General features: G+C 62.2%; 24 protein-coding genes. 10 read left to right on the forward strand and 14 right to left on the reverse strand.

Annotated elements, in window-relative coordinates; genetic code table 11:
- Positions 1-25: 25 nt before the first annotated feature.
- The gene (locus AC56LW_RS14240; protein ID WP_499635341.1) at positions 26-1,348 is read right to left on the reverse strand and encodes a DUF4214 domain-containing protein; all 1,323 of its coding nucleotides are present in this window, start codon (positions 1,346-1,348) and stop codon (positions 26-28) included.
- Positions 1,349-2,135: 787 nt separating this feature from the next.
- On the opposite strand from AC56LW_RS14240, the gene AC56LW_RS14245 reads away from it, so the two are divergent.
- Positions 2,136-3,779 carry a methyl-accepting chemotaxis protein gene (locus AC56LW_RS14245; RefSeq protein WP_499635344.1) on the forward strand — a complete coding sequence of 548 codons (1,644 nt, stop codon included), beginning with the start codon at positions 2,136-2,138 and terminating at the stop codon, positions 3,777-3,779.
- A gap of 29 nt (positions 3,780-3,808) precedes the next feature.
- On the opposite strand, the gene AC56LW_RS14250 is transcribed toward AC56LW_RS14245, so the two are convergent.
- On the reverse strand, positions 3,809-5,266 hold the full coding sequence (locus AC56LW_RS14250; RefSeq protein ID WP_499635346.1) for a carboxylesterase/lipase family protein: 1,458 nt from the start codon (positions 5,264-5,266) through the stop codon (positions 3,809-3,811).
- A 312-nt stretch (positions 5,267-5,578) separates the two neighbouring features.
- On the opposite strand from AC56LW_RS14250, the gene AC56LW_RS14255 reads away from it, so the two are divergent.
- From AC56LW_RS14255 to AC56LW_RS14270, 4 genes are all read left to right on the forward strand, one after another.
- Complete coding sequence (locus tag AC56LW_RS14255) at positions 5,579-7,237, forward strand: diguanylate cyclase domain-containing protein (RefSeq protein WP_499635348.1); 1,659 nt, start codon at positions 5,579-5,581, stop codon at positions 7,235-7,237.
- A gap of 55 nt (positions 7,238-7,292) precedes the next feature.
- Entirely contained in the window at positions 7,293-8,024 is a 732-nt protein-coding gene (locus AC56LW_RS14260; RefSeq protein WP_332529872.1) for a helix-turn-helix domain-containing protein, read from the forward strand.
- A gap of 130 nt (positions 8,025-8,154) precedes the next feature.
- Positions 8,155-9,132, forward strand: a complete 978-nt coding sequence (locus AC56LW_RS14265) for a porin (protein ID WP_499635351.1) — start codon at positions 8,155-8,157, stop codon at positions 9,130-9,132.
- 110 nt (positions 9,133-9,242) lie between these two features.
- Positions 9,243-9,677 carry a hypothetical protein gene (locus tag AC56LW_RS14270; RefSeq protein WP_332529874.1) on the forward strand — a complete coding sequence of 145 codons (435 nt, stop codon included), beginning with the start codon at positions 9,243-9,245 and terminating at the stop codon, positions 9,675-9,677.
- On the opposite strand, the gene AC56LW_RS14275 is transcribed toward AC56LW_RS14270, so the two are convergent.
- The 3 genes from AC56LW_RS14275 to AC56LW_RS14285 form a co-directional block, all read right to left on the reverse strand.
- Positions 9,639-10,661 (reverse strand): SDR family oxidoreductase, encoded by a 1,023-nt coding sequence (locus AC56LW_RS14275; RefSeq protein WP_499635353.1) that lies wholly within the window; start codon positions 10,659-10,661, stop codon positions 9,639-9,641. The two genes, AC56LW_RS14270 and AC56LW_RS14275, sit on opposite strands and share 39 nt — an antisense overlap.
- A gap of 209 nt (positions 10,662-10,870) precedes the next feature.
- On the reverse strand, positions 10,871-11,872 hold the full coding sequence (locus tag AC56LW_RS14280) for a sulfate ABC transporter substrate-binding protein (RefSeq protein WP_332529876.1): 1,002 nt from the start codon (positions 11,870-11,872) through the stop codon (positions 10,871-10,873).
- Between the two features lie 110 nt (positions 11,873-11,982).
- Complete coding sequence (locus AC56LW_RS14285; RefSeq protein ID WP_183550633.1) at positions 11,983-12,195, reverse strand: hypothetical protein; 213 nt, start codon at positions 12,193-12,195, stop codon at positions 11,983-11,985.
- A 140-nt stretch (positions 12,196-12,335) separates the two neighbouring features.
- Here AC56LW_RS14285 and AC56LW_RS14290 point away from each other — a divergent pair, with 140 nt between their 5' ends.
- Positions 12,336-13,085 carry a phosphatase PAP2 family protein gene (locus AC56LW_RS14290; protein WP_499635355.1) on the forward strand — a complete coding sequence of 250 codons (750 nt, stop codon included), beginning with the start codon at positions 12,336-12,338 and terminating at the stop codon, positions 13,083-13,085.
- Positions 13,086-13,096: 11 nt separating this feature from the next.
- Positions 13,097-13,933 carry a metallophosphoesterase family protein gene (locus tag AC56LW_RS14295; RefSeq protein WP_499635358.1) on the forward strand — a complete coding sequence of 279 codons (837 nt, stop codon included), beginning with the start codon at positions 13,097-13,099 and terminating at the stop codon, positions 13,931-13,933.
- A gap of 17 nt (positions 13,934-13,950) precedes the next feature.
- Here AC56LW_RS14295 and cls read toward each other — a convergent pair whose 3' ends face one another.
- The gene (cls, locus tag AC56LW_RS14300; RefSeq protein WP_332529879.1) at positions 13,951-15,339 is read right to left on the reverse strand and encodes a cardiolipin synthase; all 1,389 of its coding nucleotides are present in this window, start codon (positions 15,337-15,339) and stop codon (positions 13,951-13,953) included.
- A complete protein-coding gene (locus tag AC56LW_RS14305; protein WP_499635361.1) occupies positions 15,336-17,540 on the reverse strand; it encodes a site-specific recombinase in 2,205 nt (734 codons plus the stop codon). Before AC56LW_RS14305 ends, cls begins: the two co-directional genes overlap by 4 nt.
- A gap of 196 nt (positions 17,541-17,736) precedes the next feature.
- Between AC56LW_RS14305 and AC56LW_RS14310 the strand changes: the two genes are divergently transcribed.
- A complete protein-coding gene (locus tag AC56LW_RS14310) occupies positions 17,737-18,573 on the forward strand; it encodes a branched-chain amino acid aminotransferase (RefSeq protein ID WP_499635869.1) in 837 nt (278 codons plus the stop codon).
- A 71-nt stretch (positions 18,574-18,644) separates the two neighbouring features.
- On the opposite strand, the gene AC56LW_RS14315 is transcribed toward AC56LW_RS14310, so the two are convergent.
- From AC56LW_RS14315 to AC56LW_RS14330, 4 genes are all read right to left on the reverse strand, one after another.
- Complete coding sequence (locus AC56LW_RS14315) at positions 18,645-19,313, reverse strand: YiaD family glycine zipper/OmpA-like lipoprotein (RefSeq protein ID WP_183550648.1); 669 nt, start codon at positions 19,311-19,313, stop codon at positions 18,645-18,647.
- Positions 19,314-19,421: 108 nt separating this feature from the next.
- Complete coding sequence (locus tag AC56LW_RS14320) at positions 19,422-19,568, reverse strand: lmo0937 family membrane protein (RefSeq protein WP_005671362.1); 147 nt, start codon at positions 19,566-19,568, stop codon at positions 19,422-19,424.
- A gap of 86 nt (positions 19,569-19,654) precedes the next feature.
- Positions 19,655-19,879 carry a hypothetical protein gene (locus AC56LW_RS14325; protein ID WP_332529881.1) on the reverse strand — a complete coding sequence of 75 codons (225 nt, stop codon included), beginning with the start codon at positions 19,877-19,879 and terminating at the stop codon, positions 19,655-19,657.
- A 172-nt stretch (positions 19,880-20,051) separates the two neighbouring features.
- Positions 20,052-20,750: a glycine zipper 2TM domain-containing protein gene (locus AC56LW_RS14330; RefSeq protein WP_499635365.1), complete on the reverse strand. Its 699-nt coding sequence runs from the start codon at positions 20,748-20,750 to the stop codon at positions 20,052-20,054.
- A 185-nt stretch (positions 20,751-20,935) separates the two neighbouring features.
- Here AC56LW_RS14330 and AC56LW_RS14335 point away from each other — a divergent pair, with 185 nt between their 5' ends.
- Complete coding sequence (locus AC56LW_RS14335) at positions 20,936-21,664, forward strand: Crp/Fnr family transcriptional regulator (protein WP_332529883.1); 729 nt, start codon at positions 20,936-20,938, stop codon at positions 21,662-21,664.
- Positions 21,665-21,765: 101 nt separating this feature from the next.
- On the opposite strand, the gene AC56LW_RS14340 is transcribed toward AC56LW_RS14335, so the two are convergent.
- From AC56LW_RS14340 to AC56LW_RS14350, 3 genes are all read right to left on the reverse strand, one after another.
- Complete coding sequence (locus AC56LW_RS14340; RefSeq protein ID WP_332529884.1) at positions 21,766-21,987, reverse strand: YMGG-like glycine zipper-containing protein; 222 nt, start codon at positions 21,985-21,987, stop codon at positions 21,766-21,768.
- Positions 21,988-22,007: 20 nt separating this feature from the next.
- Positions 22,008-22,334 (reverse strand): BON domain-containing protein, encoded by a 327-nt coding sequence (locus AC56LW_RS14345; protein ID WP_499635368.1) that lies wholly within the window; start codon positions 22,332-22,334, stop codon positions 22,008-22,010.
- A gap of 119 nt (positions 22,335-22,453) precedes the next feature.
- Complete coding sequence (locus AC56LW_RS14350; protein ID WP_499635371.1) at positions 22,454-24,523, reverse strand: AsmA family protein; 2,070 nt, start codon at positions 24,521-24,523, stop codon at positions 22,454-22,456.
- 210 nt (positions 24,524-24,733) lie between these two features.
- On the opposite strand from AC56LW_RS14350, the gene AC56LW_RS14355 reads away from it, so the two are divergent.
- On the forward strand, positions 24,734-25,123 hold the full coding sequence (locus AC56LW_RS14355; RefSeq protein ID WP_332529887.1) for a DUF4398 domain-containing protein: 390 nt from the start codon (positions 24,734-24,736) through the stop codon (positions 25,121-25,123).
- Positions 25,124-25,157 lie beyond the last annotated feature (34 nt).

Below are 25,157 nucleotides of genomic sequence, written 5' to 3' on the forward strand. Positions count from 1 at the left end.
CCTGCGGTTTCACCAGTTCGAGGCGTTATCCATAAGGCGTATATTCGAAGCCATTGCCGATCACTGTAGCCAACCTCGCGAAATTTTCCGCGCTCTCGCTGAAGCTCGCCAGTACTTCGGCGACCGTCAGCTTCCCCTGATCGAGCAAGCCATTCCAGTAAGCGATACCACCAGCATCACCGGCGCGGTTGAGAACATTTTCATAGAACTTGTCGACGATGGCAGCGTGCGTGGGCGCGCTGCCGTATATTTTAAGAAATTCGTCGGCCAAGATGAAATTTTCTGCCACCGTGCTCAATGCCATGCCGCGGTCCATCTGGGCAATCCAGAAACCGAGTCCAACCTGATCCGGCATGCGATCGAATGCCGCCTGGTAGATCCGGTAAGCCTGACCGCCGACCATGTCCGCACCTGTATCGAGTGCGATCGTGGTATCTGTGAACTTGATCCTGTCCGCATCCTCGATCAGGACCGCGGTATCCTTGCCGATGGAACTAAGGAAAGTCAAATCTAGCACTCTGTCGATGCTGTAGGTATCGGACTTCGCCTGAACGGCGACCATACTGCCAGGTTTTCCATCGCCAGAAAGGACGGCCTGCTGGTCACGCACCGTGTGGCCCAAGTCGCGCAGCATGCCGATGACAACCGGGTCGAGTGAAATGCGGATACCATTGAGCGGGGCCGAATAACTCATCAGACTCTCGGCACCGGTCAGCCGTCCCTCGGCAAAGCTGATTGCATCGCCAAGGTGAACGTTAGTCAGCGGGACATTGGCGCCATAAGCTGCGCGCGCGTGATCGCCGACGAAGAAGCTTCGGTCGCCCTCGAACTTGACCAAACTGTCGAAATTGCTAATGACGGGTCCCGTAAACGAGGCGCCGGTATTAGCCAGCCAGCCATTGAATCCAACGGTGTGCAAAAGTTCATGCAACATGACTCGAAAACCATCGGTCTTATCGACAGGAATATCGTTGCCAGTGCTAATCGTCTGATCAAACCAGTAGTAGCGATCGAGATTGGCAATGCCGACGTTGATGACTGCATCGGGGCTGACACTATTGGGATCGACACCTGTCCTGATTTCTGCTGCCACGCCGGACTCGTATAGTGTATAGGCTTTACCGTCTTGCGCCTTGATCTGGCCGGACGCTGCAGAGTGGATAGCACTAGCACTCATCGTAGCAATAACGGGATCGAAGCGCAGGTCAACGGAGATTGAGCCCGTGCCGCTGATGTACGTCGATAGCCACAGGCCCGCGGCGCGTGCAGTCTCGAGAATTAGCGCCTGCTTCTGTTCTTGTCCGGCCAGGCCTTCGCCTGCCAATGTGACGGTGTAATTTGTGCTCAACCAAGCTCCCTTATCTATAAAAGAAACGGCAGCATGATGGTGCTTGCCCTGTTTCTGGATTGTAGTTCATCAGCAAATGACCTGTAGCTGTAAATCCTGTTTAACCCAATATTTTTGAAAGCCATGTCGTTCTAATACATCGTATATTCGCTCTTGCCGACTGTGTTTACTCTCCTGAAGACCATTGACGCCGATTCGTACAGAGAAAGTAAATCGGTCGTAAAGTCTGGAGCGCGTCAATGCTGTGCAAAAATGCAAGTCGGGCGCCGGTCTGACAATACTTGGCCTACAAAGCGCTCGCGATGAAATTCTCAACATGGGGAATGATGAGGACACCCATGGAAACGCGTCGATCGCGCGTTTCTACCAGCATCGGCAAAGGTGCAGTCGGTCGCCGTACCCCCTCATTTGATGGTTGCTCAATCAGTGCGCGTGTCATTGATACCCGGTCTACTGCCTATTCGCTCGCCGCGTCCTGGTTCAGGCCGCTGGCGTGCTGGCTTTCCTCCCTCTCCGGGTGATTGGCGGAGGGTGCAATTCAGGGATGAGTCAAGACGCTCACTGCTTTGCACTGGCCTCTGTAATGGTCAGCCCCCAATCTGGTACTAAAACGGTAACGTTAATGAATGTACAAACAGATATGCTTCTTTCGTTTTAGCTTTCCTGTAAGAAACACAACTGTAAATATTGTCAGACGGAAAGCAAGATTTCTTTTTCGAAATCTGGCTGAAGTGCGTGGATAATCGACCCCCTCAGCGACATCGTTCGCCCCCACTTCCCATCCAACATGAAAAATTTCAGCATCAAGTACGTGATCGCCGCCGTCATCGGCTTGCTCATCCTTGCCGTCATCACCGTCGGCGCCCTCGGGTACCACGCCACGCAGCGCTCCGTTGACCTCCTCGAAAACCTTGCACTCACCACGGCCAATCAGCAGATCGGCATGTCCGACCTGAAAATGCGCATGGAAACCAACCGCAGCCACATCCTGCAGGCGCTGCAGCACAACCCTGAAAACAAGCATGCAGGGCTGCATAACCATCCGCTGACGTTCCACAGCGACTTCATCGCCAAGAACAGCGAAGAAATGCGCAAGGAGCAGCAGGAGCTGCAGGCGAGTCTGCGCTTCCCCGAAACGCGCGAGCGTTTTGCTGCGTGGATGACGGCCAGCGACAATCTCGGCATCGACATGATCGGCAATGCCATGCGCGCGATTCAATCGGGTCAGTGGGACGACGCCAACCTGATGCTCGGCAAGCAGATCAACCCGACGTACAACAAGTCGACCGAGGCATTCGCTGCATTGCAGAAGCTGATGAGCGATCGCAACATCCGCCAGGGCAAGGAACTGCACCAGGAGCTGGCCGTGCTCAACACCGTCGTGATCGCCGCCATCGTCGTGGCCATCCTGCTGAGCATCGGTGCTGCGTTCTATCTGGTCCGTGCGATCAACACGCCGCTGATGCAAGCTGTGGCCGTGGCACGCCGTGTTGCCGATGGCGACCTGAGTGTCCAGGCGCCGGTCAGTTCGACCAATGAATTCGGCCAACTGCTCGCTGCCTTGCGTGACATGACCGCATCGCTGGCCGGTATCGTCAAGGATGTGCGCAGCGAAAGTGAAGTGATCGCCACGGCATCGACGCAGATCGCCGCCGGCAATATGGACCTGTCGTCGCGTACCGAACAGCAGGCCAGCGCGATTGAAGAGACGGCCGCGTCCGTTGAAGAGCTGACCAGCACGGTGCGCCAGAATGCGGAAAATGCGCGCCAGGCCAATGAGCTGGCGGCATCGGCCACGCAGATCGCGACCCGTGGCGGTTCGGTCGTGACCGAAGTCGTGGGTACCATGGGCGAGATCAATGCGTCGGCCCGCAAGATCGTCGATATCATCGGCGTCATCGATGGCATCGCGTTCCAGACCAACATCCTGGCGCTCAATGCGGCAGTCGAAGCAGCGCGTGCCGGTGAGCAGGGCCGTGGCTTTGCCGTCGTTGCGAGCGAAGTGCGCAATCTGGCGCAGCGTTCGGCCAGTGCCGCCAAGGAAATCAAGGAACTGATCGGCGACTCGGTCAGCAAGGTCGATGCGGGCACGCGCCTGGTCGACCAGGCCGGTGCAACGATGGAAGAAATCCTGCAGAGCGTGCGCCGGGTGGCGGGCATCATGGGTGAGATCAGCGTGGCCAGCGCCGAGCAGAGCTCGGGCATCGAGCAGATCCACCAGGCGATCAGCCAGATGGATCAGGTCACGCAGCAGAATGCCGCCCTCGTCGAGGAAGCCGCCAGCGCTGCCACATCGTTGCAGGAAAGCGCTGCCGGGCTGGCCGATCGCGTCAGCGTGTTCAAGGTCGCGCCGGCCGCCGTGTCAGCCCCGGTCCAGGCCGTTACGCCGCGCCGTCCGAACGCAATTACGTTACAGGCGCAATTGGCCTGATATAGATCCGAGCGCCAGAAACTGGCGCTTCAGCGACGCTCGCCAGCCTTGGCGGGCGTCGTTTGCGCCGCATCGATGTCGGCGCCCCAGGCATCCTTGCCCATCACCGCGGTGCCGTTGGCGGTGAAGTCCATGATGGCGTCGGCCGCACGCGCATAGCGTTCCCACACCGGCAGTCCGGCCTCGTTCGGATCCCCGCGCTTCGCAAAATTCACCATATACGTACTCATCGTCTTGCCCATGCCAAGATCACGGGCCGTCGCCTGCGCGCCGTACTTGATGGCCACCGTGTCGAAGAAGAACGGGATATCCGTCGCATGCCCGGCGCCGGCCCCCGGCTTCTCGTTGGCCTGGTGCACGTACGAAAAACGGTACGCATACACGGGCGCGCCGTGCCCGGCCAGCGTGCCGGCAAGGCTGCGCGCACCGGCCACCATATACCCGGTCTTGCCACCGATATCCGCGCTGGTTGCACCGATCATCACCGGCACCTTGTGCATGCGGCCTTCGGCAAACGCGGCGCGTGAATCGATCGCCAGCTTGCCGTCGACATAAGGGCCGTGGTACGTCGGCTTGTCGCGCTGCATGAAGTTCGCCAGGTTCAAACCGTCGGCGATCGTGTCCGCCGACAGCGCCCGCAGTTTCTCCAGCGCTTTTGGATCGTCCGCCGCGATGCCCTTGCCGCTCGCGAACTGCACGCCGATTCGTTCGACGTCGGCCAGCGGCGTCGGCGCGGTCCCACCATCGCCGCCCGACATGACTACTGCCTTGGCGAACAAGCCCTTGCTCATCGGCGAGGTCAGCAGCGTATTGACCGACATGCCGCCCGCCGATTCACCGGCGATCGTGACATTGGCGGGATCGCCGCCGAACGCCGCCACATTGCGCTTGACCCATTCCAGCGCGGCGATCTGGTCCATGAAGCCATAGTTGCCAACCACGCCTTTAGCGCCGCTGGTGCCCGTCTCGCGCGTCAGCTGTGGATGGGCAAAGAAGCCAAAGCGCCCGATGCGGTAATTGAAGCTGACGACGAGCGCGCGCTGTTTTGCCAGTTCGGCGCCGGAATAGGTCGGGGGCGACGCGCCGCCATTGACGAAGCCGCCACCATAGATCCAGACGATCACGGGAAGTGGGTCCTTGGCATCGGCCGGCTTCCAGACGTTCAGGTACAGGCAGTCTTCGCTGGGCGTCGTGCCCAGTGGGGCGGCGTCGCTGGGAAAGGGCACTTGCATGCAATCTGCCGCGTAGGCGGTTGCCTGCCGTACGCCCGGCCACGGCTTGGCAGGCGCGGGCGGGCGCCAGCGCAGCATGCCCAGCGGCGGGGCAGCGAACGGGATACCTTTCCAGCTGGCGACGCCCGCATCGGTCGAGCCTGCCACCTTGCCAGTGTCGATGGTGATCACCGGTGCGTCTGGCGACGCGGTCGCGCCCGGCGCGGCCACGACGAGGGACACGGCAAACAAGGAAAGCAGAGAACGATGCGACATGGATGGGGCCTCTTGATCGGGTGGTTGAACGGTTGTTAGCAGATAGTAATCGACCTGCGACAGTGAAAGCGGTACAGACGGCTACCGGCAGAGGGGCGGGGGGCAATCTTGTCCTGGAGGTGGTCAAGCCCCGCAATCTCCGTTACAGTGTTGCAATTCATCCAAAATAGCGGATCGGAAATTGTATTTCCACGGCGCATCTGTAGTAATCCGAATTCACTACCGGTTTCGGCGCTATGATGATGAGCTATTACTCGTTTGCTAATACCGCACATGCAAGGTTTGCTCTGTAGATTTCGACTGTCCACCCTGATGACCCTGGCCGTGTGCGCCACGGTGGCACTGACGGTCGCTCTGCTGCTCGCGGTGGTCAATCATTTTGCGGTGCGCCAGGCCAATGCTGAAGCCCAGTTGCGCCTGCAACAGCTGTCATGGCAAATGCGCGATTCGCTCAATCGCGTCGTCGAGCAGGCCACGGGCGACGCCCGCCTGCTGGCCGCCTTGCCGCAAGTGCGCAATGCACGCAGTCCGGCGTCCGCGCGCATTGCGCTGGAAAGTCTGCAGCAAACGTTCCCCGATTACGCCTGGATCGGCCTGGCCGACATCAACGGCAAGGTCACTGCCTCGACCAAGGGCCTGCTTGAAGGCGCGGACGTCAGCGCCCGGCCGTGGTTCAAGTCCGGCCAGGTGGGCGTGCGCGCTACCGATTACCATCCTGCCGTCATGCTTGAAAAGCTCATGCCCCATGGTAGCGATCCATGGCGCTTCGTCGATGTCTCCACGCCCGTCTTCAGCCATGACGGCGAGATGTTCGCCGTGCTCGGCCTGCACCTGAGCTGGGACTGGGCGCGGCGCCAGGCGCGCAAGCTTCTGACCCCGGCACTGCGCGAATATGGCGCCGAGATCCTGGTCGTGCGCAATGACGGGACCGTCATGCTTGGCCCGCAAGAACTGGTCGAGAAAAAGATTTCAACGGAAAGCCTGCGCCGCGCCAGGCTGGGCGACACGGGCGCGCTGCGCGAAGCGTGGCCCGATGGGCGTACCTATCTCACCGGCTACAGCCAGACGGGCCAGATCGGCAACGAGGCGTCGCTGAACTGGGCGGTGCTGGTGCGCCAGGATGAAGACAAGGCCTTGCAGAGCGCCAAGCTGCTGCAGCACCGGATGCTGATGTGGAGCGGCTTGCTGGGCGTGGTGCTCGCTGTGGTCGCAGCCTTGCTGGCACAGCGCCTGGCGCGCCCGATGACGCGCTTGGGCGAGGCGATCGAGCGGGTGACGGAAGCGACTGCCAGCGGTCACGAGTTGCCGACGATTCCGCATATCCAGGGCTTCTACGAAGCCAATATGCTGTCGCGCACGATGCGCAATCTGGTCGAGAGCGAAGAGCAATACCGGCGCGCCCTGCAGCAGATGAATGAACATCTGGAATCGAAGGTGGCGCAGCGCACGGCGGAACTGCAGGCGCTGCTGCTGCGCGACGTGCTGACGGGATTGCCGAACCGGCGGGCGCTGCTCGAAACGCTGCCCGAGGCGATGGGCCGCGCCAGCCGGGGCGGGCGTCCGGCGGCGTTGCTGTTCATCGACATGGATGGCTTCAAGGCGGTCAATGACAACCACGGTCACGAAGAAGGCGACGAGCTGCTGCGCCAGTTCGGCGCGCGCCTTGCCGGTGCGATTCGCATGACCGATATGGTCGCGCGCCTGGCGGGTGACGAATTTGTCGTCGTGCTGGAAATGCTGACCTCGCGCACTGATGCCGAGGAAACTGCCTGGAAGCTGCTCGACCGCGTGCGCGAGCCGTATCAGCTCAGCACCACCGACGTCACCGTGGGCGCCAGCATTGGCGTCGCGGTCTTCGCGCCGGGCGACAAGCCCGATCTCGATGCCTGGCTGGCGCGCGCCGACCATGCCATGTACGCCGCCAAGCGCGGCGGCAAGAATGCGGTGGCGCTGGCTGCCGTACCAATATGAGGCGCAGGCTGGCCTTTACGCCCCAAGTTGTCCTTTGCGATTGCCAGTAGCCTTCATGAACCAAATCAGCCAGATCATCGCCACCATCAAGCGTCAGCTGAAACTGCAGGGGCTGACCTACCGTGACGTTGCCGTCGCGCTCGACTTGTCCGAGCCGAGCGTCAAGCGCCTGTTCGCCAGCGAGCAATTTACCCTCGACCGGATCGTCGAAATCTGCAGCCTGCTCGGCTTCACGCTGGCCGAGATCACGCAGGAAGCCCAGGCCGGCCAGCGCCGCCTGCGCACGCTCAGCGCCGGGCAGGAAGCCGAGCTGGTGTCGGATCCGAAGCTGTTGCTCGTCGCCGTCTGCGCGCTGAACCACTGGCGCATGCTCGACATCCTTGGCGCCTATGCCCTGACCGAAGCGCAATGCGTCCAGCACCTGCTCCATCTCGATCGCCTGCAACTGATCTCGCTCTTGCCGGGCAACCGCATCCGTGTGAACGTGGCGCGCGATTTCGACTGGCTGCCGGATGGCCCGATCCGTGCGTATTTCCGCGAGCAGGGCTTGCCCGAATTTGTGGCTGGCGCGTTCGGCGGGGTGGGCGAGTCGCTCGATTTTGCGCATGGGATGCTGACCGAAAGCGCACGCGCCAAGCTGCAGCAGGAGCTGCGCCAGTTGCGCAGCCGCTTTGCGCAATTGCACGACGAAAGCCTGGCCGCGCCGCTGGCGCAGCGGCGTGGTACCGGCTTGCTGCTTGCCCTGCGCGAATGGGAGCCAGCAGGCTTTGCGTGCCTGCGCCGGTAGAGTATGATCGGTTGCACGTGCTGCACAGTGCCGGAGCGGAAGTCGCCGCTTCTGCAAAGTAATGTGAAGTAATAGACAGATGGGTTCGCGACATTTCGCGGATAGTAGGTGTCAGGGAGATTGTGACGCCATGAAAATGTCTTTCATCGCTATGGCCGTGCTGGGTTCGAGTGCGGTATGTGCTTCGGCACAGGAGTCGGTGGCCACCGCAAGGGGCGCCGGTAATGTTGCGATCCCTGAAACCGTGTGCGCGCAAGATTGCCTCGCCCAACTCCAGCTGGGCGCGCGCGCCGATGGTGTGACTGGGTCCGCAGGCAATGCCATCTTCACCCGCGAATCTGCCGTCGAGCCCGCGCCAACCACCGGGCACGTCGGCGCCGGCACGCTGACCGTTGGCCGGCAATTCAATATCGACTACACGACGCTCAATGACGTGGGCGACCCGTTCCACGGTGGCCTGGCCGCCCAGGCTGCGCCACGTGGCGTACGCGCCGACGACAGCGTCGCCTACGAAGGCAAGCTTGCTGGCGTGTCGACCGGCGCCAAGTGGGGCAAGGGCGACGTCGACGGTTCACCCTCGGGCCGCGCCTGGGGCATGTCTGTCGGCGTCAATCTCGGGCCACTGACGATTCGCGCGGCCCACCAGAACCGCAATGTGGCCAAGGTCACGCGCTACGACCAGGTCGACATCACGATGGCCGCCAAGAATTCCATCGTTGCTGCCAATATGCGCTTTGACTGGGGCACGGCGTATGCCGCCTACAGTGCCAGCCGCGGCTGGGGCAGCTCGCCGCTGTTCAATCCCGATAATCCCTACAGCGCCGGTGTGGCCGCCACACGTTCCACCAACAGCCGCGACGTGCTCGCCGGGGTGGCGGTGCCCATGAGCCATTCGACCACGCTGCTGGCCTCCTACATCCGGCGCAACGACCGCGACCTGTCCAACCGCGATGCGCGCCAGGTCGCCGTCGGCGCCAGCTACGCCGTTTCGCGCCGCATGGATTTTTACGCAGCCTATTCGCGCATCCAGCATCTGGCTGGCGTGCATCTGGGCGTCAAACCGGGCAATGGCTCGTCGCTCAACGTCGGAATGCGGCGCGCTTTCTGACGGTTGCCCGCGTCGGCCTCGATGCAGCGCGCGCCGTCCCTGCGTTGCGACAGGAATCGGCAAAATTCAGTAATGTGTCTCCATGGTTCATTAACTATTGAGGAGACCTTATGACTGGTACCAGCACACTTGATCCGGATAACTTCCCAGAAGCACCAGACCGCAGCCTGGGCAAGGGCCATGGTGTCGACGCACTCGGCCCGAGCGACTTGTCGGATACCGGCAGCGATGTCGTGGGCGGTCCTGGCTTTGCCAGCAATATCGATCCTGAGCAGACGCTCGATTTCGACGGCGGCACCACGTCCGACCTCGAAGCCGGTCACGCGGGCGAAACGGCCGGGCCGGATGTCGGCGACGCCGATTTCTCGGGCGACAGCGATCGCAGCGGCACGGGTGAACGCGCCGCAGCTGGCCGCGACGCGGTTGTCAGGGACGGCGCCGACATCGACACCGACCGCATCGAGTCGATCCCCGATCTGCCACTGAACGAGGATGACACCGACTTCTTAACGAGTCTTCCGCCGGGTCAGGACGTAAGCCGCTAACAAGGCGCCGCTGCCCAACAGGGCAGCGTTGATATATTTCGAGCGCAGCGCTGCCGCCGTGTATTCGCTGTGCTCGATCACGTGATGTGGCGAGCCCTGGCGCTCGCGCAATTCACGCGTGTAGTCGGGCTTGTGCAGGGCGTCGCGCCGGCTTGGGTCGGTGTCGACGTCCAGCTTCTGGTTCACAAACATCGTCGCCTGCAGGAATTTGTCGAACACGCGCGGCAGCAAGCGTGCTCCCGTCGAATTCATCTTGGCCGCACCGCCGACGAACACGTCGCGCTTCGGGTGCTGGGCCGCATACAAGATCGCATCAGCAACGATTTCTGGCGCGTAGACCGGCGCCGGCAGCTTCGGTTCCTTGTCCATATAATTTTTCGCATGCACGGCAAACATCGTGTCGATCCCGGTCGGCTTGATCAGCGTGACCGACATCGGTGCGCCTTCCTTGTCCAGTTCGATGCGCAGCGCATCCGTGAAGCCCTTCACGGCGTGCTTGGACGCCGCGTACATGCCTTGTAGCGGAATCGCATGGTCTGACAGCTCGCTGCCCAGGTTGATCAGCGCGCCGCCGCCGCGCAGCTTCATGCGCTTGACCGCTTCCATCGAGCCATTGACCACGCCCCAGAAATTGGTTTGGAACAGGCGGTGGTGGTCTTCGGGCGCCACATCTTCCATCCGGCCAAAGATCGAGATACCCGCATTGTTGATCCAGGTGTCGATACGGCCGAAGCGCTCGATGGCGGCGTCGCCAATGCGCGCGACATCGTCGATATTGCCCACGTCCGCCGTGACGGTGACGACCTCGGCGCCGTTCGTGGTCAGTTCTTCAGCCAGGTGGGCGAGGGCATCGTCGGCGCGTGCCGCCAGCACCATTTTGGCGCCGCGTTCGGCAGCCATGCGCGCCGTGGTCAGGCCGATGCCGCTGGTGGCGCCCGTGATGACGATGACTTGCTCGTTGATTTTCTTCAGTTTGACTGACATGGGTGATCCTTTTTTCTTTGATTTGGTCGAGGAAGGTGTTAGTGAAATGATCACTTCGTGTTTCATAGTGATATTTCAAGAGAAAACGTGGCGCGCGGGTGACGGGGCGGCGCCGGCAGTCGCCCGCTAACGAAAAACGCCGTTCCCACACGATGCGGGAACGGCGTTTCACGAGGACTGCGCAAGCGCAGGCCTGGGCAGGCGCAAGGTTATTTCTTGGAGTAAATCTGATCGAACACACCGCCATCGGCAAAGTGGGTTTTCTGCGCCGCGGTCCAGCCGCCAAAATCGCTGATCTGGAATAGCTTGATCTGCGGAAATTGCGACGCGTATTTCTTGGCAAATTTCTCGACCGAAGGGCGGTAGTAGTTCTTGGCGATGATGTCCTGGCCCTGGTCGCCGTATAGAAACTCGACGTAAGCCTGCGCCACCGGCCGCGTGCCGCGCTTGTCGACGGTCTTGTCGACGACGGCCACTGGCGGCTCGGCCAGGATGCTGACCGACGGCGCGACGATCTCGAATTTGTCCGGGCCGAGTTCACGCAGCGCCAGTAATGCCTCGTTTTCCCAGGCCAGCAGCACGTCGCCGATGCCACGCTCGACGAACGTGGTGGTAGCGCCGCGGGCACCCGAATCGAGCACCGGCACGTTCTTGTACAGGCGCGCCAGATAGTCGCGCGCCTTGGCGTCGGTACCGCCCGGCTGGCGCAGCGCGTAGCCATAGGCGGCAAGGTGGTTCCAGCGCGCGCCGCCGGACGTCTTGGGGTTCGGCGTGATCACCGAGATGCCCGGTTTGACGAGGTCACCCCAGTCACGGATCTGCTTCGGATTGCCCTTGCGCACCAAGAACACGATGGTCGACGTGTACGGCGCGCTGCGGTATTTGAGCTTTTGTTCCCAGCCCGGATTGATCAGGCCCTTGTCGCGGATCGCGTCGATGTCGTAGGCCAGCGCGAGGGTGACGACATCGGCCTGCAGGCCGTCGATCACCGAGCGCGCCTGTTTGCCCGAGCCGCCATGCGACTGCTTGATCGTGACGTTGTCGCCGGTCTTTGCTTTCCAGTGCTTGGCAAATGCCGCATCGAACTCGTGGTACAGCTCGCGCGTCGGATCATACGATACGTTGAGCAGGCTGATGTCGGCGGCAAATGCAGGCGCGTGCGCCAGGAGGGTCAGGGCTGCCAGCGAGCTGATGAAGGTTTTGCGAAGCATCGAGTGTCTTTCTCCAGGTTAGAGACGGTAGAGTACGGTCTCGGGCTATAGAAAGAAAACGAATAAATTCAAGCAACCTTATACGATTTCTGCGCCGGCACGGGTGCGGCTCAGTTTGCCTTGGACAGGATGACCAGCCAGCGACGGAACAGCAGGATCTCAACGTGGCCGGCTTCGACGCCCGTGTCGCACTCGATAACCGGATTCACGGCGTAGAAACGCTTGCGGAAGTCGCGGGTCACCAGGATTTCGCGACGGCCAATGCGGACCATGAAAGGGGTCGGGGCGTGTTCCATACCAAAAGAGCTATTGAGCGTGGTCATGTTCGTTTCCTCGTATCGAGTGGTTATGCAGTGAAGTAAGAATACCATAACTACTGTATGAATCAACAGTTACTGTTCGGGCATACAGTAGTTTTTGTCGTGTGTGGTATTTTCGCCAAGTCAGTCATAATCGCGTCACCATGACCAAAACACTGCCACGTCTCCAGCGCTTTGCCGCCAACCGCTTCTCTGCCGAGGGCGAATACGGGCTGCACCTGACCATCGGCGTGGCCCTGCTGCTCGCTGCGATGGCCGTGTTCGCCCAGCTTGCCGGTGCCGTCGTGGCCGGCGCGCCGATCACGCAGTTCGACGCCGACATCGCCAACTGGCTGCACCTGCACGCGCGCCAGGGCGGGCTCTTGCGTGATGGGCTCCTGCTCATCACCCACATTCACAGTACGCCAGGGATCCTCATCATGGCCTTCTGCGCGGCGCTGTGGCTGTATCGCAGTGGTCACCGTTACTGGACGATGGCAGTCATCGCCAGCGTGCCGGGTGGAATGCTGCTCAACGTCGCGCTCAAGCACACGTTCGAGCGCGCCCGGCCGCACTTCGACGAGCCGATCGTCACGCTGACTACCTACAGTTTCCCCAGCGGGCACACGATGGCCGCCACCGTCCTGTATGGCGTGCTGGCCTGCTATTTCGCGCGCCACGCCCGGACATGGCCGGGCAGGGTGCTGCCGTTCGTGCTGGCAGCCCTGATGATTGGCGCCGTGGCGTTTTCGCGTATGTATCTCGGCGCGCACTATCTCACCGACATCCTCGCCGCATTGACGGAGGGCTGCGGCTGGCTCGCGATCTGCATCAGCGGCACCGCCACCCTCAATCGCCGCCGCAGGGCCCGTGAACAGCGCCAGTCCGGTGCGGCCTCACCCCAAGACATGTAAGGAATTTTTCGATGCGCACTCTCGTTCACCTGTCCGACCTGCACTTCGGTCGCGTCGACCAGGCCCTGCTGGGCCCGTTGCGCGAGCTCGTGCACAGCATCGCGGCCGACGTCGTCGTCATTTCGGGCGACCTGACCCAGCGTGCCAAGGTGGAAGAATTCGAAGAGGCGCGCGCGTTTCTCGATTCGCTGCCCGGGCCGCAGATCGTCGTGCCGGGCAACCATGATATTTCGCTGTATAACGTGCTGCGCCGTTTCGCCCGGCCACTGTCGCGCTATCGCCGCTATATCACCGATGATCTCGAGCCGGTCTTCATCGACGACGAGATCGCCGTCGTGGGTGTCAACACGGCCCGTTCGCTGACCATCAAGGACGGGCGCGTCAGCCACGAGCAGATCGCTGCGCTGCGCGCGCGCCTGAGCGGCCTGAGCCCCGATGTCACGCGTATCGTCGTCACGCACCACCCGTTCGACTTGCCCGATCACTTCGAAAAACGCGACCTGGTCGTGCGCGCGCCGCTGGCGATGGAAGTGTTTGCCGAAACCGGTGTCGATATCCTGATGGCCGGGCACATGCACGCCAGCCACGCCGGCAGCACGGCGGCGCGCTACCAGATCGATGCCTATGCGGCGCTGGTGATCCAGGCCGGCACGGCGACCTCGACGCGCGGGCGCGGCGAAGTCAATTCATTCAATGTGGTGCGGGTGGACGCGCAGCGGGTCGAGATCGACCGCTACGGCTGGGACGCGGTGGGCGGCAAGTTTGAAGTGGTCAATACCGAAAAGTTCATGCAGGCCGGCAGCGTCTGGTCGCCGCACACCGACGGCATGCTGGCAGCGGGGCTCTGAGGCCCCGCCAGGCGCGATCAGATCCAGTATTCGGTCAGGCGCGCCATCGCTTCGCGCAGGCGGTCCGACCATGGCCGCCGCTTCCAGGCGTCGAGCTTGATTTCCTTCGAATGCACGACGTCTTCCTTGAACGCCGCCTCCATCTCGCGCCCGAAGGCCGGATCCAGCACGACCACATTGACCTCGTAGTTGTGGATGAAACTGCGGCGGTCGATATTGGCCGAGCCGATGGATGACCACATGCCATCGATCACCGTGGTCTTGGCATGCAGGACGGCGACCTGCAACTGGTGGATGCGCACGCCGCCCGCGAGCAGCTCTTCGTAGAACGATTCGCCCGCATGCCGGATGAAGCCGTGGTCGGATACGCCCGGCAGCACGAGCTGCACGTCCACGCCACGCTTGGCCGCAGCGATCAGGCCGTCGACGATCTGGCGGTCCGGCACGAAGTACGCAGCCGTCAAATGGATCGATTTCTTCGATTCGCCAATGGCGACGACGAGCGACTTGTAGATGGCCGAATCGTGCTCTGGCGACGTGGCCAGCACCCGCACCACTTTGTCGCCCGCTGGCGCCAGTTGCGGGAAGTAATCGATCTGCGGCAATTCGCCGGCATCCTGGTGCACCCAGTTGTCGATGAATGCCCACTGCAGCGCGCCGACGGCGGGCCCCTGGATCTTGATGTGCGTATCGCGCCAGCCAACCTTGTCGTGGCTCACGTCGTCCGGACGCTTCTTGGACCGGAACAGCGAGCTGTTGGCGTAGGTGCTGCTGATGTTGATGCCGCCGGTAAAGGCCACAAGGCCGTCGACGATCATGATCTTGCGGTGATCGCGGTTGTTCAGCGCCCATTTGCCGGGCCGCTTGGTGGGGTCCACCGGATTGAAGACCAGCACGTTCACGCCCGCCTGGCGCAGCCGGTCGAAGAATTCCTTTGGTGTCGACAGCGTGCCGACCCCGTCGACCATGATATTGACCACCACGCCTTCGCTGCGTTTCTGCATCAGGATTTCGGCAAACTGCGCGCCAATCTCGTCATGGTCAAAGATATAGGTTTCCAGGTTGATCGATTTTTTGGCCCCGCGCGCCGCTTCCATCATCGCGCGCATTGTCGCCGGGCCGTCGAACAGCAGTGTGACCGCATTGCCGGCAATCATCGGCACCCCGGTGGCCTGTTCTTCCAGCACCGCCAGCGCCTTGAGGTCGGTCGACGCGCGCGCCCAGCGCCGCTTGAGCAGCGCTGCCGCCTGTTTCTGCTTGAGTTCGCCATGCTGCGTCGTGACCGTCGGCGTCGACTGGTCAGGCCCTCCGGTCATGGTGCTGGCATCGGGCAGTGACTTGCAGGCCGTGACCGCGCAGGCGAGAGCGGCGATGGCACACCAGGCGGCGAAGCGCTGTTTGATCATTTTGATCCTCGTACGGGTTCTGCATCAGGGGGCGCCAGTTGGCGGTGCTTGGGGCCGAGGAAGAATTCCACCGGCGAATACGCAAAGCGGCGGCCCAGTGCCTGCACCAGCAGGATGCCGCGCTTGAAGCGAATCTTGCGTGCGCGCAGCGCAACCCACAACGCCAGGCCGAAGCTGACCAAGAGGTTGACCGTGCCGATCAGCAGCACACCGGCCGTCGCGTTGATGAGCTGCGGCACGGTCATCTGGTAGTCGAGCGCCACCAGCGCAGTCGCGAAGTTGGCGGCCGAGAAAGTGATGTGACGAATGTCGATCGGCAGGCCCAGCAGGAAGCCGACCGTGCCCGTGGTGCCGAGCAAAATACCGAAGAAGAAGTTACCCATCAGGCCACCGAGGTTGTTCTCGACATACGCGCCCAGGCGCGCCAGCCGTGCCGGACCCAGCAGCGTGCGCAGGCCGCGCAATTGCTGGACACGCTGGCCCATGCGGGTGTACAGGGCCTTGTTGTCGTAGTAGCCCGATACCAGGCCGGCCACGAACAGCCAGACACCCGCCACCGCTGCATAGAACAGGGCCGGGCTGTTGACGGGATCGATCTCGTTGAGCAGGTGCAGCGCCTTGATCGGATCGACCAGATGCTCGCCCCGGTACCAGCGCACGCCCTCGGCGATGGCCCAGGCCACCGGAAACGCGACCAGCACGTTGCCGAGCACCGCCACCATCTGGGTGCGGAACACTTTATTGACGAGCTCAGCGAGCCGGTCGACGTCGAGGCCGCGCCCGGTCGCCGAGCGGTGCAGCGAGGCTGCGATGCGCTGGGCCGTCATGGCCGGCTGCTTGGTTGCGACGGTAAAGTGCAGCATGTGGATCAGCACGAAGCCGAACGAGTAATTCATGCTGAACAAGAAGGCCTGGACCAGCGGCGGCGAGTGCAGGTAGCCCAGCAGAATCTTGAGCAGCGCCATGAAGCCGACGATGAAGCCGGCGCCGGACGACGACCACAGCATCTTGCGCAAGCCCTTGCGGTCTTCGGCGATGTAGTGCTCGCCGGTGCGGCTGGCGTTTTCGGTGACATTGCGCGCCAGAAGGTCGACGTTGTCGCGCACCAGGTTCGTCACCTGGTACTTGGTATTGTGCGCTTCGATGAGTTCTTCGGCCAGCTCGATCACGGCGCGCTCGCGCGCAGTCAAAACGGGCGGCGGCGGGTCGGTGTCCGTCACGACGGCGAGATTGCCTTGGGGCGTGGGCGTGACGGCCGATGCGGCCGCGCCGGCAAGCTGCGGGGTCCCGGCTGCCATGGCGGTCAGCACGCCCTGGGTGGCGGCTTGCGCGTCAGCCGTGCCGGCGTTCGTGGCCACGTCGGGCACGTCCACCAGGAACAGCAGCTTTTGCAGACGGTCGATACTTTGCTGCAGCGCGACCAGCAGATAGGTCAGGGCGATGCTGGTGCCGCTGCTCAGCGCCAGGCGCCGGATCTTGAGCACCACGTCTTCGCACTGGTCGAGCATCACGAGCAGGTGGCGTGCGTCGTCCGGACGCGGGATGTCGCCGTTCAGGTAGCGCGCGTATTCGTCGAGGTACCGGTTGACCTCGATGTTCTGCATCAGGAACGGCGAATCGAAGTTCTCGATCTGGCTGTAGCTGTGCACCAGGCGCGGCTCCAGGCCCAGCGCGCAGACGCGGCACGATAGCGTGCGGATCGCATCGAGCAGGCCCTTGAGCGTGACCACGCGCGCGCGGCCGGGATTCGCATCGGCCGGGACCGGCGCGCTTTCGATCACATGGAACAGCGCCATCCAGTCGGTATCGGGCACCGCGCGGATCCACTCGTAATCGTCCTGGCGGTACAGCACCTGGTCGAGTGCATCGGACAGGTACAGGTCTTCCAGTGCCGGCGGCAGGAAACGGTACGTGATGCGGCTTTTCAGCTCGGTGACGAAACCATCGTTCGACAGGATGCCGATGTCACTGTACAGGCTGGTGTGGCGGCGCTTTTCAAGCAGCGTGGTGATGTAGCGGCGCAGCGCCCAGGCCTGGTCGGGATTGCCCTTGAGGAGCTGGGTCAGCGTGCGCACGGACTGGGCCGGATCGTCCACGGTTTGCCATACCCAGCGCTGGCGCGGGCGCAGATGGCACACCAACTCGACCAGCAGGTCGATGTTGTCACTGTTGGGGTCGATTCGTTCGAGCGTAGCAAGCATGAAAAAAATTGATACTGGAAAGCCTCAGTGTACGCGAGGCGCCCAGCATGGATGGTGTGGCAACGAACAATAACGTCCTGGAAATGTCCGCATGGCACTTTTAATGCCCGAACTGGCAATGGTGACGGCTGGACGAGGGCAGGGCAATCCCGCTACACTGGACTGGATTTGCAATGTTGCAGTGACGAAGGAAACCATGTACCTCACGTATTTCAACGGCCAATGGGCCGAGGGCAATGTGCCCTTGTATGGCGCGATGGACCACAGCCTGTGGCTGGGTTCGTCCGTCTTCGACGGCGCGCGTTCGCTTGCCGGCAAGCTGCCCGACCTGCGGCCGCACCTCGAGCGCGTCATCAGCTCCGCCGACAAGCTCGGCCTGGCCTGCCCGCTGAGCGTGGACGAGATGGAGGCGCTGGTGCGCGAAGGCGTCGCCAGGTTTGCGCCGGATGCCGAGCTGTATGTGCGCCCGCTCGTGTTTGGGACGGAAGGCTTCCTGATTCCGGTTGCCGAGAAAAGCCAGTTCGCGCTGACGCTGTTCGATGCGCCGCTGCCGCCGTTCGTCGGCTTTTCGGCCGGCCTGTCGACGATGCGGCGTCCCCAGCCGAGCATGGCGCCGACGGACGCCAAGGCGTCGGCCCTGTACGCCAACTCGACCCGCGCCATGCGCGAAGTGAAGGCGCGCGGCTTCGAGCAGGCGATCATGCTGGACGGCGAGGGCCATGTCGCCGAATTTGGCGCCTCGAACCTGTTCCTGGTCACAGCCGACGGCAAGGTGGTCACGCCCCGCTTGAACGGTACTTTCCTGGCCGGCATTACGCGTGCACGCGTGATGGCGCTGCTGGCCGGTGTGGGCATCGAGGTTGAAGAACGCACGGTCGAAGAGGCCGAACTGCGCACGGCGCGTGAAATCTTCAGCACCGGTAACTATGGCAAGGTCACGCCATGCACCCGCTATGAAGACCACGTGCTGGAAGCCGGGCCGGTGGCGACTCAGGCGCGCGAGCTGTATCTGGCATTCACGCAGGCCGCGTAACCGGTCCTGGTCTGTGCCAATAACAAAGGCCGGCAATTGCCGGCCTTTTGCATTGCTACCGCACGTGGCGATTAGCCGCGTGCTGGTTCCGCGACATAGATCTCGACGCGACGGTTGCGCGCCTTGCCTGCGTTGTCGTTGTTCGAGGCGATTGGCTCGCGCGAACCGCGGCCTTCGATGGTGATGCGGTTCGGGTTCACGCCGCGGCCTGCCAGGTAGTCACGGGTGCGCGATGCGCGATCGACCGACAATGGCTGGTTGATGCTGTCGCTGCCGGTGCTGTCGGTGTGGCCGATGATCACGACATTGGTGTTAGGGTTTTCTTGCAGCGTCGAAGCGAAGCGCTGCAGCACTGGCTGGAAGTTGCCCTTGATGTCCGAGCGGCCCGTGTCGAACGAGATGTCGCTCGGGATTTCCAGCTTCAGGCGGTTGTCCGAGGTCTGGGTGACTTGCACGCCGGTGCCCTGGGTCGCTTGTTCCATGGCTTGTTTTTGCTGTTCCATGCGCTTGGACCAGATATTGCCGATCACGGCGCCGGCTGCTGCGCCAATCGCTGCGCCGCCAGCCACACGGCCGCCGCCACCGCCGCTGGTCGTGCCGCCGATCAGGCCGCCCAGGCCTGCGCCGATACCGGCACCGGTTGCGGTACCGCGCTGGGTGCCGGTCATGTCTGCGCAACCGGTGGCCGTCATGACGACGATGGCAACTGCTGCGGTGGTTTTGATGAAGTTTTTGTTCATGGTGGAACTCCTTAAAAGTAAGAAATCCGTTTCGCTGTCACGCCATCAAAAGGCGCGACCGCGAAACGGATTGGATTTTACGACAAGCAGAGACTTGCCATAAAAATGCTATATACCGCGGCCGCTGATCAGGCGAACCAGGATCATGATGACGGCGACGACGAGCAGGATGTGGATGAAACCGCCGATGGTGTACGAGGTCACCAAGCCGAGCAGCCAGAGAATAACGAGGACAACAGCAATTGTGTACAGCATGATGAATCTCCTAGAAGGGGTGCGCCGGTTGCGCTGTGAGACCAGTATGTTGTTTCCTGAGAGCGACTACCGTACGATGGCGTACATTAAACGCAACTTTTTTGTTTTTGCACGCCAGGGATCCAGCCCATCATCCCGATCAGGCCGGTAAAGCCGATCAGACACGTCAACAGGCCACCAGCGATCAGGAAGACGACATCGTGGGCCTGCACCAGTTCTTGCGCAGCAGGCGCCGGGCTGGCCGACAGCAGGCCGAACAAAGTGAGTACGATTCCCCAAATAATGATGCCGATCCAGGTCAAGGTGGTCATGTGGGTCTCCCTGATTGATGCTGTTCGCCAATCGATTCAGCATGGGAACAATTGTCGCCTTAGCTCATCAATAATTCCGTGCGATGGCACACATTGCAATTAGGAAAAAAATTGGCCGGGATGCTTGCGCGATCCCGGCCAATCGTGTTGCTGCAAAAAAGCTGATTCTTGGTTATGCCACCGAGCGCAGACGGCCCTTGACGATGCGCACGCGGTCGCCGCTGCCCCATTGTGGCTGGCTGGTCTGGCGGAAGGTACGCAGCGTGCCGTCGTCCAGGCGCACCCGGATTTCATAGCTGGTCGTTGCCTTCACATTGCCCTCGACCTGGTTGCCGACCACGGCGCCGCCGATGGCGCCAGCCGCAGTGGCCAGCGTCTTGCCATTGCCGCCACCGATCTGGTTACCCAGCAAGCCGCCGAGGACCGCGCCGCCGGCTGCGCCCAGACCACTGCCTTCGGCACGTTGCTTGATTGCGCGTACCGATTCAACGTTGCCGCAGTTTTCGCACCAGTTGCTCTTTGCTGCCAACTGGGTCGGCTCGCTTTCCTTGATCTGCGTCACAGGCGCAGCTTGTTTTACAGGTGCCGGTGCAGGTACGGGAACCGGCGCAGGCGCATAGGCTTGCGCCGGCGCCTGGGCGTCGGCAGGGTAGGCATAGCCAGCTTGCGGCGCACCTTGTGGCAGGGTCGACGCGAGTGCCAGGCGATCGGCCTCGGTCAGCTGACGATTGGCCGTGCCGCCGACCGACGACGGCAGCCAGCCCATGATGGCGGCGGTGCCGACCAGCGAGAACAGCACGACAGCGGCGGCGGCCAGCAGCAGCAGCGGGTGGGTGCGGTTCTTGACCGGCATGGTTGGAGGGGTTGTCATCTTTTGTTCCTTTCGTATAGGCATTAAGCCGGATGTTCAATGATTGTCCTCAGGAACAACTAATGCTTCCGTGCGTCACCGTACATACCTGCGCACTCGGTGCGTTTAGGCTCCATCACATTGTGTGCAAATGTAACTGGTCGTAGCGGTCCCGGCTGGCCCACGTACCAACCTGTGAGGAAATAATGAATTCTGCCGTCCACCCGCCTGTCTTCGAGCCCAACAGTAATTTGTTACTCGCAGCGCTTCCCCCGCAAGATCTCGCCCAGATGCTGCCGCAGCTCGACGAGGTCAGGGTAGAAGCTGGCCAGGTCCTGTGCGAAGCGGGTGATCCCATTCTTCATATCTATTTCCCCCACGATTGCCTGGTGTCACTGCTGGGCGTGGCCGAAGGGCGCATGACGCTCGAGGTCGGCCAGGTCGGGCGTGAAGGGATGCTTGGCGCTACCACCGCGCTGGGCCACGACATCACGCAGGTGCGCGCCGTCGTGCAGCGCGCGGGTAGCGCGAGCCGGATGGAAGGCGGCCGCTTTCGCCTCGAAGTCTCGCGCAATCCTGCATTGCAGCGGGTACTGTATCGCTACACCGATTCCTTGCTGGCGCAGGCGATCCAGATCGCCGTGTGCAGCCGCTTTCACGTGCTCGAGGCGCGGCTGGCCCGGTCACTGCTCGTCACGCGCGACCGTCTGCAGTCGGATAAATTCCATCTGACGCACGAGTTTCTTGCGCATGCATTGGGTGTGCGGCGGGTGGGCGTGACCAAGGCGGCCAGCGCGTTGCAGCAGCAGGGCCTGATCAACTACAGCCGGGGCAATATCGAGATCCTCGACCCGGAACGCCTCGCGGCAGCGGCATGTACCTGCTACCAGATCGTGCGTGAAGCCGGGGCTGCGCCAGCTACCGATACCGTCTGAATTTTCAGCGCAAAAGCGCATCGTCCCAATGCAAAACGCCCGGCAAGCCGGGCGTTTTGCATTCACTGAACTGTCGCTGGCATGTTTGCCAGCGACGGGAATCAGTTGGTGGTCTTGACTTGGTTGCCGACCACGCCGCCGACAGCTGCGCCGCCAACGGTGCCGATTGCGCTGCCGCCGGTCAGGACGCCACCGAGAACAGCACCGGCGCCAGCGCCGACTGCGGTGTTACGGTCTTGCTTCGACATGTTCGAGCAGCCGACCATACCGAAAGCGGCGGTCGCCAGGGTTGCCGTCACTACCAGGTTTTTGATGAGTTTCATGAAGTTCTCCTTTAATGGGGTTATTTCAGGCGCAGGTCATTCCTGACCGATTTCACGCCGTTGACGGTTCGCGCGGCTGAAGCCGCTGCGGCGACGCTGTCGGCCGAAGAGACGAATCCCTGTAACCGGACAATGCCTTGGTACGTATTGACATCCAGATCGGACACCTTCAGGTCGGGATCGCGCCTGATGGCGCTGTGCACCCCGGCAGTAATGACATCGTCCTGGACCGCTTCGACCTTGCCGAAACCGGGTAATCCGGACGTGCATCCCGTCAGTACTCCACAGGCCAGTGCGACCAGTAAAACGGGGATGCTGCCAATACGCTTGATGCTCGATCCGTTCATGCGGGTGTTTCTTTTCTTGATGACCTGGCACTGATCATAGTCAGGATTGCCAAATTGATCTGTTCGGCAACACACAGAGCCCGTGCCAGGTTGTTACAGGTTGTATCCGTCAGGCTATTTCAACGACGCTGGCGTCGGCCCGGTGGCGGGGCACTGGGTGCTTGCCGTGCCTGGGCCAGCAGGCGTGCGCAGTCGCTGTCTTCGCCCGGCCCCGTATTGATCAAGGGGAGCAGGGCGGCCAGTGGCGCGGCCACCACGGCCAGTGCTGCGGCGCCGCCTGCCTTCATTGCCAGCACACCCTTATCGATGGCCACATCCGGCTTGCTGAACGGGCCGCGCACATACAGTGGCGCGCGCAGCGAAAAGATGCGCAGCGCCTTGGTTTCGGGCCGAATACGCAGTTCCATCTGCTCGCCCGCCAGGTTGATGGCGCCGTCAACGGTGATGATGGCTTCCTCGGTGTCGACGATGAAGCTGCGCGTGCGCGCGATACCGTCTTGGATGGCGAAGTCGGCCGCCACGCAGTTGAGCTCGACCTGCTTGTCGCCGAACAGCTTGGTGACCACGATATTCGCCACATTCAAGCCAGCCATTTCCAGCAGCATCTTGCTCACCGTGCCTTCGCTGACGAGCGCCTTGAGTTCGCCATTGGATGTGGCCAGCAGCGATGCGACCGAGTTGCCGGTGGCCGACAGCTTGGCGTCCGCATTGATCTGCCCGGCCGTCGCCTGCATCTGCTCGATTTTCGGGAACAACTGCTTGATGCCGATCTTGCGGGCCCGCACGTCCGCCATCGCCTTGATGGCGTTCTTGCCGCTGCGCCCGCTGCCATCGAGGCGAATGGTGGTGCGGACGGTACCGCCGGCCATGCCGAATTCGAGCGGGTCGAGCCGGAGCACGCCGTTGTCCATCTTGATGTGGCTGCTGAGCTTGCTGATCGGCAGCGCCTTGTCACGCACGATATTGTCCGCCGCAAAGCGCACGTCGGCATCCAGCGCTGTCCAGCGTTCGGTGTGGAATTCTTCCACTGGCAACACCTTACCGGTCGGCTGTTTCGTCTCGACGCCGCGCGCTGCCTTGCTGGCGTTCGAATCGGCGCCGACGAGGGGCGCCAGATCAGCAAACACGAGCTGGCGCGAACGTACATTGCCCGACAACACCGGGCGCGCGCCACCGGTGGCGTACTCGAGGCGCCCGCCGATGTCGCTCGCACCAACCTTGCCGGCAAAGCCGTCGTAGACCCAGCGGCTGGCATCTTTGGCCAGGCGCCCGGTCAGGCGGCCCGACGTGGAAAACGCCGGCGTTTCCGGCAGCAGCACGCCGGTAAATTGATACAGGCGCGCCATGCTGGCGCCGGCCAGTTCGAGTTGCACGTCCAGCGCGGCAAGCCGGGCCGGATTGGTAACGGTGCCGGTAATGGCGATGCGCGTCTTGCCCGATTTGAATTCGCCCTGGATCGGGTAGGGCGCGGTCTCGTCCTTCAGCGAAAACACCGAGCCGAGCTTGCCCCCGCCATCTACCTTGGCCCCGTTATACGTGCCATCCAGCGTGAAGGCCACGCCATAGATTGGATCGCGCTCGAGCGTGCGTACCCGGGCCGTGACATCGGCTTTGGTGACCGCATCCTTGATGTGAATGACGCCGTCCGTCAGCACGACGCGTTCGAGATCGAGATTCCAGCGCGACGGTTGCTCGTTGCGCTGGAAGGTCCAGTTGTTCGTGGCCGCGTCAAGGCGCAGCAGGTCGACGCGGGGCGCGTCGAAGCGCAGCAGCGGGATGCCGATGCGCTTGTCCAGCAGCGCGAGCGGATCGAGCGAGAAGGAAAACTGACCGACGCTGGCCATGTTCCCGGCTGCCATGCCGGCCGGGTTGCCAATCGTGGTGTTGCGCGCGACAAGGTAGGGCCACGGGATGTGGTCGCGCCACGCGCGCTCGGCCGGCGCCATCCGCGCAGCAGGGCGCTCCCACGAGACAGTCAGGTCGCCATGGATGGCAAACGGGCGGTCGATGGCGTCGCTCACCTTGTTGTTGATCCACGGCCGCGCGCGGTTCCAGTCGAAGGTCGCGATGACGATGATGGCGATGACGGGCAGGGCGATCAGCATGGCAAGGACCCAGAGGCCGATCTTCTTCTTGCTGCGGCGCGGCCCCGGTGGGCGCTGCGCCGCCAGCGGCGTTGGCTCGGCCATGAAAGTCCTTTATCAGTAGTGGATGTGATGCGTGCGGCGAGGGTAGCCTACGCGGGTCTGTGTCAACGTGCGATGGCGCACCCAGTGCCGGCGATAAGCGCCATATGCAGAGCGGGTGCGCATCGCTGCAGGCAATGTGCGTCACCGAACTGAGCGTATTCCATAACAGGTTTATAACGTTATCTACACCACTTCCGAGGAGAAAATGTAATGAATAAACATCAATCGATGACCGGGTTTGCCCGCCTTGGCTGCGTTGCCGCTCTGCTGGCACTGACGGCCTGCGCAAGTCCTGACAAGGCGCCTGCGACGGCGGACGTGGCAGTCTCGCGCAACGCGATCGAGAACGCCGTGTCGGCAGGTGCAGCTGACCTGGCGCCAGCGGAAATCACGGCAGCACGCGAAAAAATGGGCAAGGCCAACCAGGCCCTGGCCGCGCGCGACTACAAGCTGGCACGCGAACTGGCAGTCCAGGCCCAGGCCGACGCCAAACTGGCCCAGAGCAAGGCCGTATCGAGCAAGGCGACTGCTGCGTCGACCCGCCTGAATGAAGACTTGCGCGTGCTGCGCGAAGAAGTTGACCGCGCCAACACCAACTAAGGTCAAAAAAACTCAGCAAGCAATTGCACTGCTT

The sequence above is a fragment of the Telluria sp. LT2P80 genome (assembly GCF_059685955.1).

Bases quoted from the DNA above. Each gene is read 5' to 3' on its own strand.
- AC56LW_RS14290 (WP_499635355.1), top strand. From the start codon at position 12,336: ATGACCAAAACACTGCCACGTCTCCAGCGCTTTGCCGCCAACCGCTTC.
- AC56LW_RS14260 (WP_332529872.1), top strand. From the start codon at position 7,293: ATGAACCAAATCAGCCAGATCATCGCCACCATCAAGCGTCAGCTGAAA.
- AC56LW_RS14245 (WP_499635344.1), top strand. From the start codon at position 2,136: ATGAAAAATTTCAGCATCAAGTACGTGATCGCCGCCGTCATCGGCTTG.
- AC56LW_RS14295 (WP_499635358.1), top strand. From the start codon at position 13,097: ATGCGCACTCTCGTTCACCTGTCCGACCTGCACTTCGGTCGCGTCGAC.
- AC56LW_RS14310 (WP_499635869.1), top strand. From the start codon at position 17,737: ATGTACCTCACGTATTTCAACGGCCAATGGGCCGAGGGCAATGTGCCC.
- AC56LW_RS14265 (WP_499635351.1), top strand. From the start codon at position 8,155: ATGAAAATGTCTTTCATCGCTATGGCCGTGCTGGGTTCGAGTGCGGTA.
- AC56LW_RS14270 (WP_332529874.1), top strand. From the start codon at position 9,243: ATGACTGGTACCAGCACACTTGATCCGGATAACTTCCCAGAAGCACCA.
- AC56LW_RS14315 (WP_183550648.1), bottom strand. From the start codon at position 19,313: ATGAACAAAAACTTCATCAAAACCACCGCAGCAGTTGCCATCGTCGTC.
- AC56LW_RS14250 (WP_499635346.1), bottom strand. From the start codon at position 5,266: ATGTCGCATCGTTCTCTGCTTTCCTTGTTTGCCGTGTCCCTCGTCGTG.
- AC56LW_RS14325 (WP_332529881.1), bottom strand. From the start codon at position 19,879: ATGACCACCTTGACCTGGATCGGCATCATTATTTGGGGAATCGTACTC.
- AC56LW_RS14280 (WP_332529876.1), bottom strand. From the start codon at position 11,872: ATGCTTCGCAAAACCTTCATCAGCTCGCTGGCAGCCCTGACCCTCCTG.
- AC56LW_RS14350 (WP_499635371.1), bottom strand. From the start codon at position 24,523: ATGGCCGAGCCAACGCCGCTGGCGGCGCAGCGCCCACCGGGGCCGCGC.
- AC56LW_RS14275 (WP_499635353.1), bottom strand. From the start codon at position 10,661: ATGTCAGTCAAACTGAAGAAAATCAACGAGCAAGTCATCGTCATCACG.
- AC56LW_RS14285 (WP_183550633.1), bottom strand. From the start codon at position 12,195: ATGACCACGCTCAATAGCTCTTTTGGTATGGAACACGCCCCGACCCCT.
- AC56LW_RS14330 (WP_499635365.1), bottom strand. From the start codon at position 20,750: ATGACAACCCCTCCAACCATGCCGGTCAAGAACCGCACCCACCCGCTG.
- AC56LW_RS14345 (WP_499635368.1), bottom strand. From the start codon at position 22,334: ATGAACGGATCGAGCATCAAGCGTATTGGCAGCATCCCCGTTTTACTG.
- cls (WP_332529879.1), bottom strand. From the start codon at position 15,339: ATGATCAAACAGCGCTTCGCCGCCTGGTGTGCCATCGCCGCTCTCGCC.
- AC56LW_RS14355 (WP_332529887.1), top strand. From the start codon at position 24,734: ATGAATAAACATCAATCGATGACCGGGTTTGCCCGCCTTGGCTGCGTT.
- AC56LW_RS14335 (WP_332529883.1), top strand. From the start codon at position 20,936: ATGAATTCTGCCGTCCACCCGCCTGTCTTCGAGCCCAACAGTAATTTG.
- AC56LW_RS14255 (WP_499635348.1), top strand. From the start codon at position 5,579: ATGACCCTGGCCGTGTGCGCCACGGTGGCACTGACGGTCGCTCTGCTG.
- AC56LW_RS14340 (WP_332529884.1), bottom strand. From the start codon at position 21,987: ATGAAACTCATCAAAAACCTGGTAGTGACGGCAACCCTGGCGACCGCC.
- AC56LW_RS14305 (WP_499635361.1), bottom strand. From the start codon at position 17,540: ATGCTTGCTACGCTCGAACGAATCGACCCCAACAGTGACAACATCGAC.
- AC56LW_RS14320 (WP_005671362.1), bottom strand. From the start codon at position 19,568: ATGCTGTACACAATTGCTGTTGTCCTCGTTATTCTCTGGCTGCTCGGC.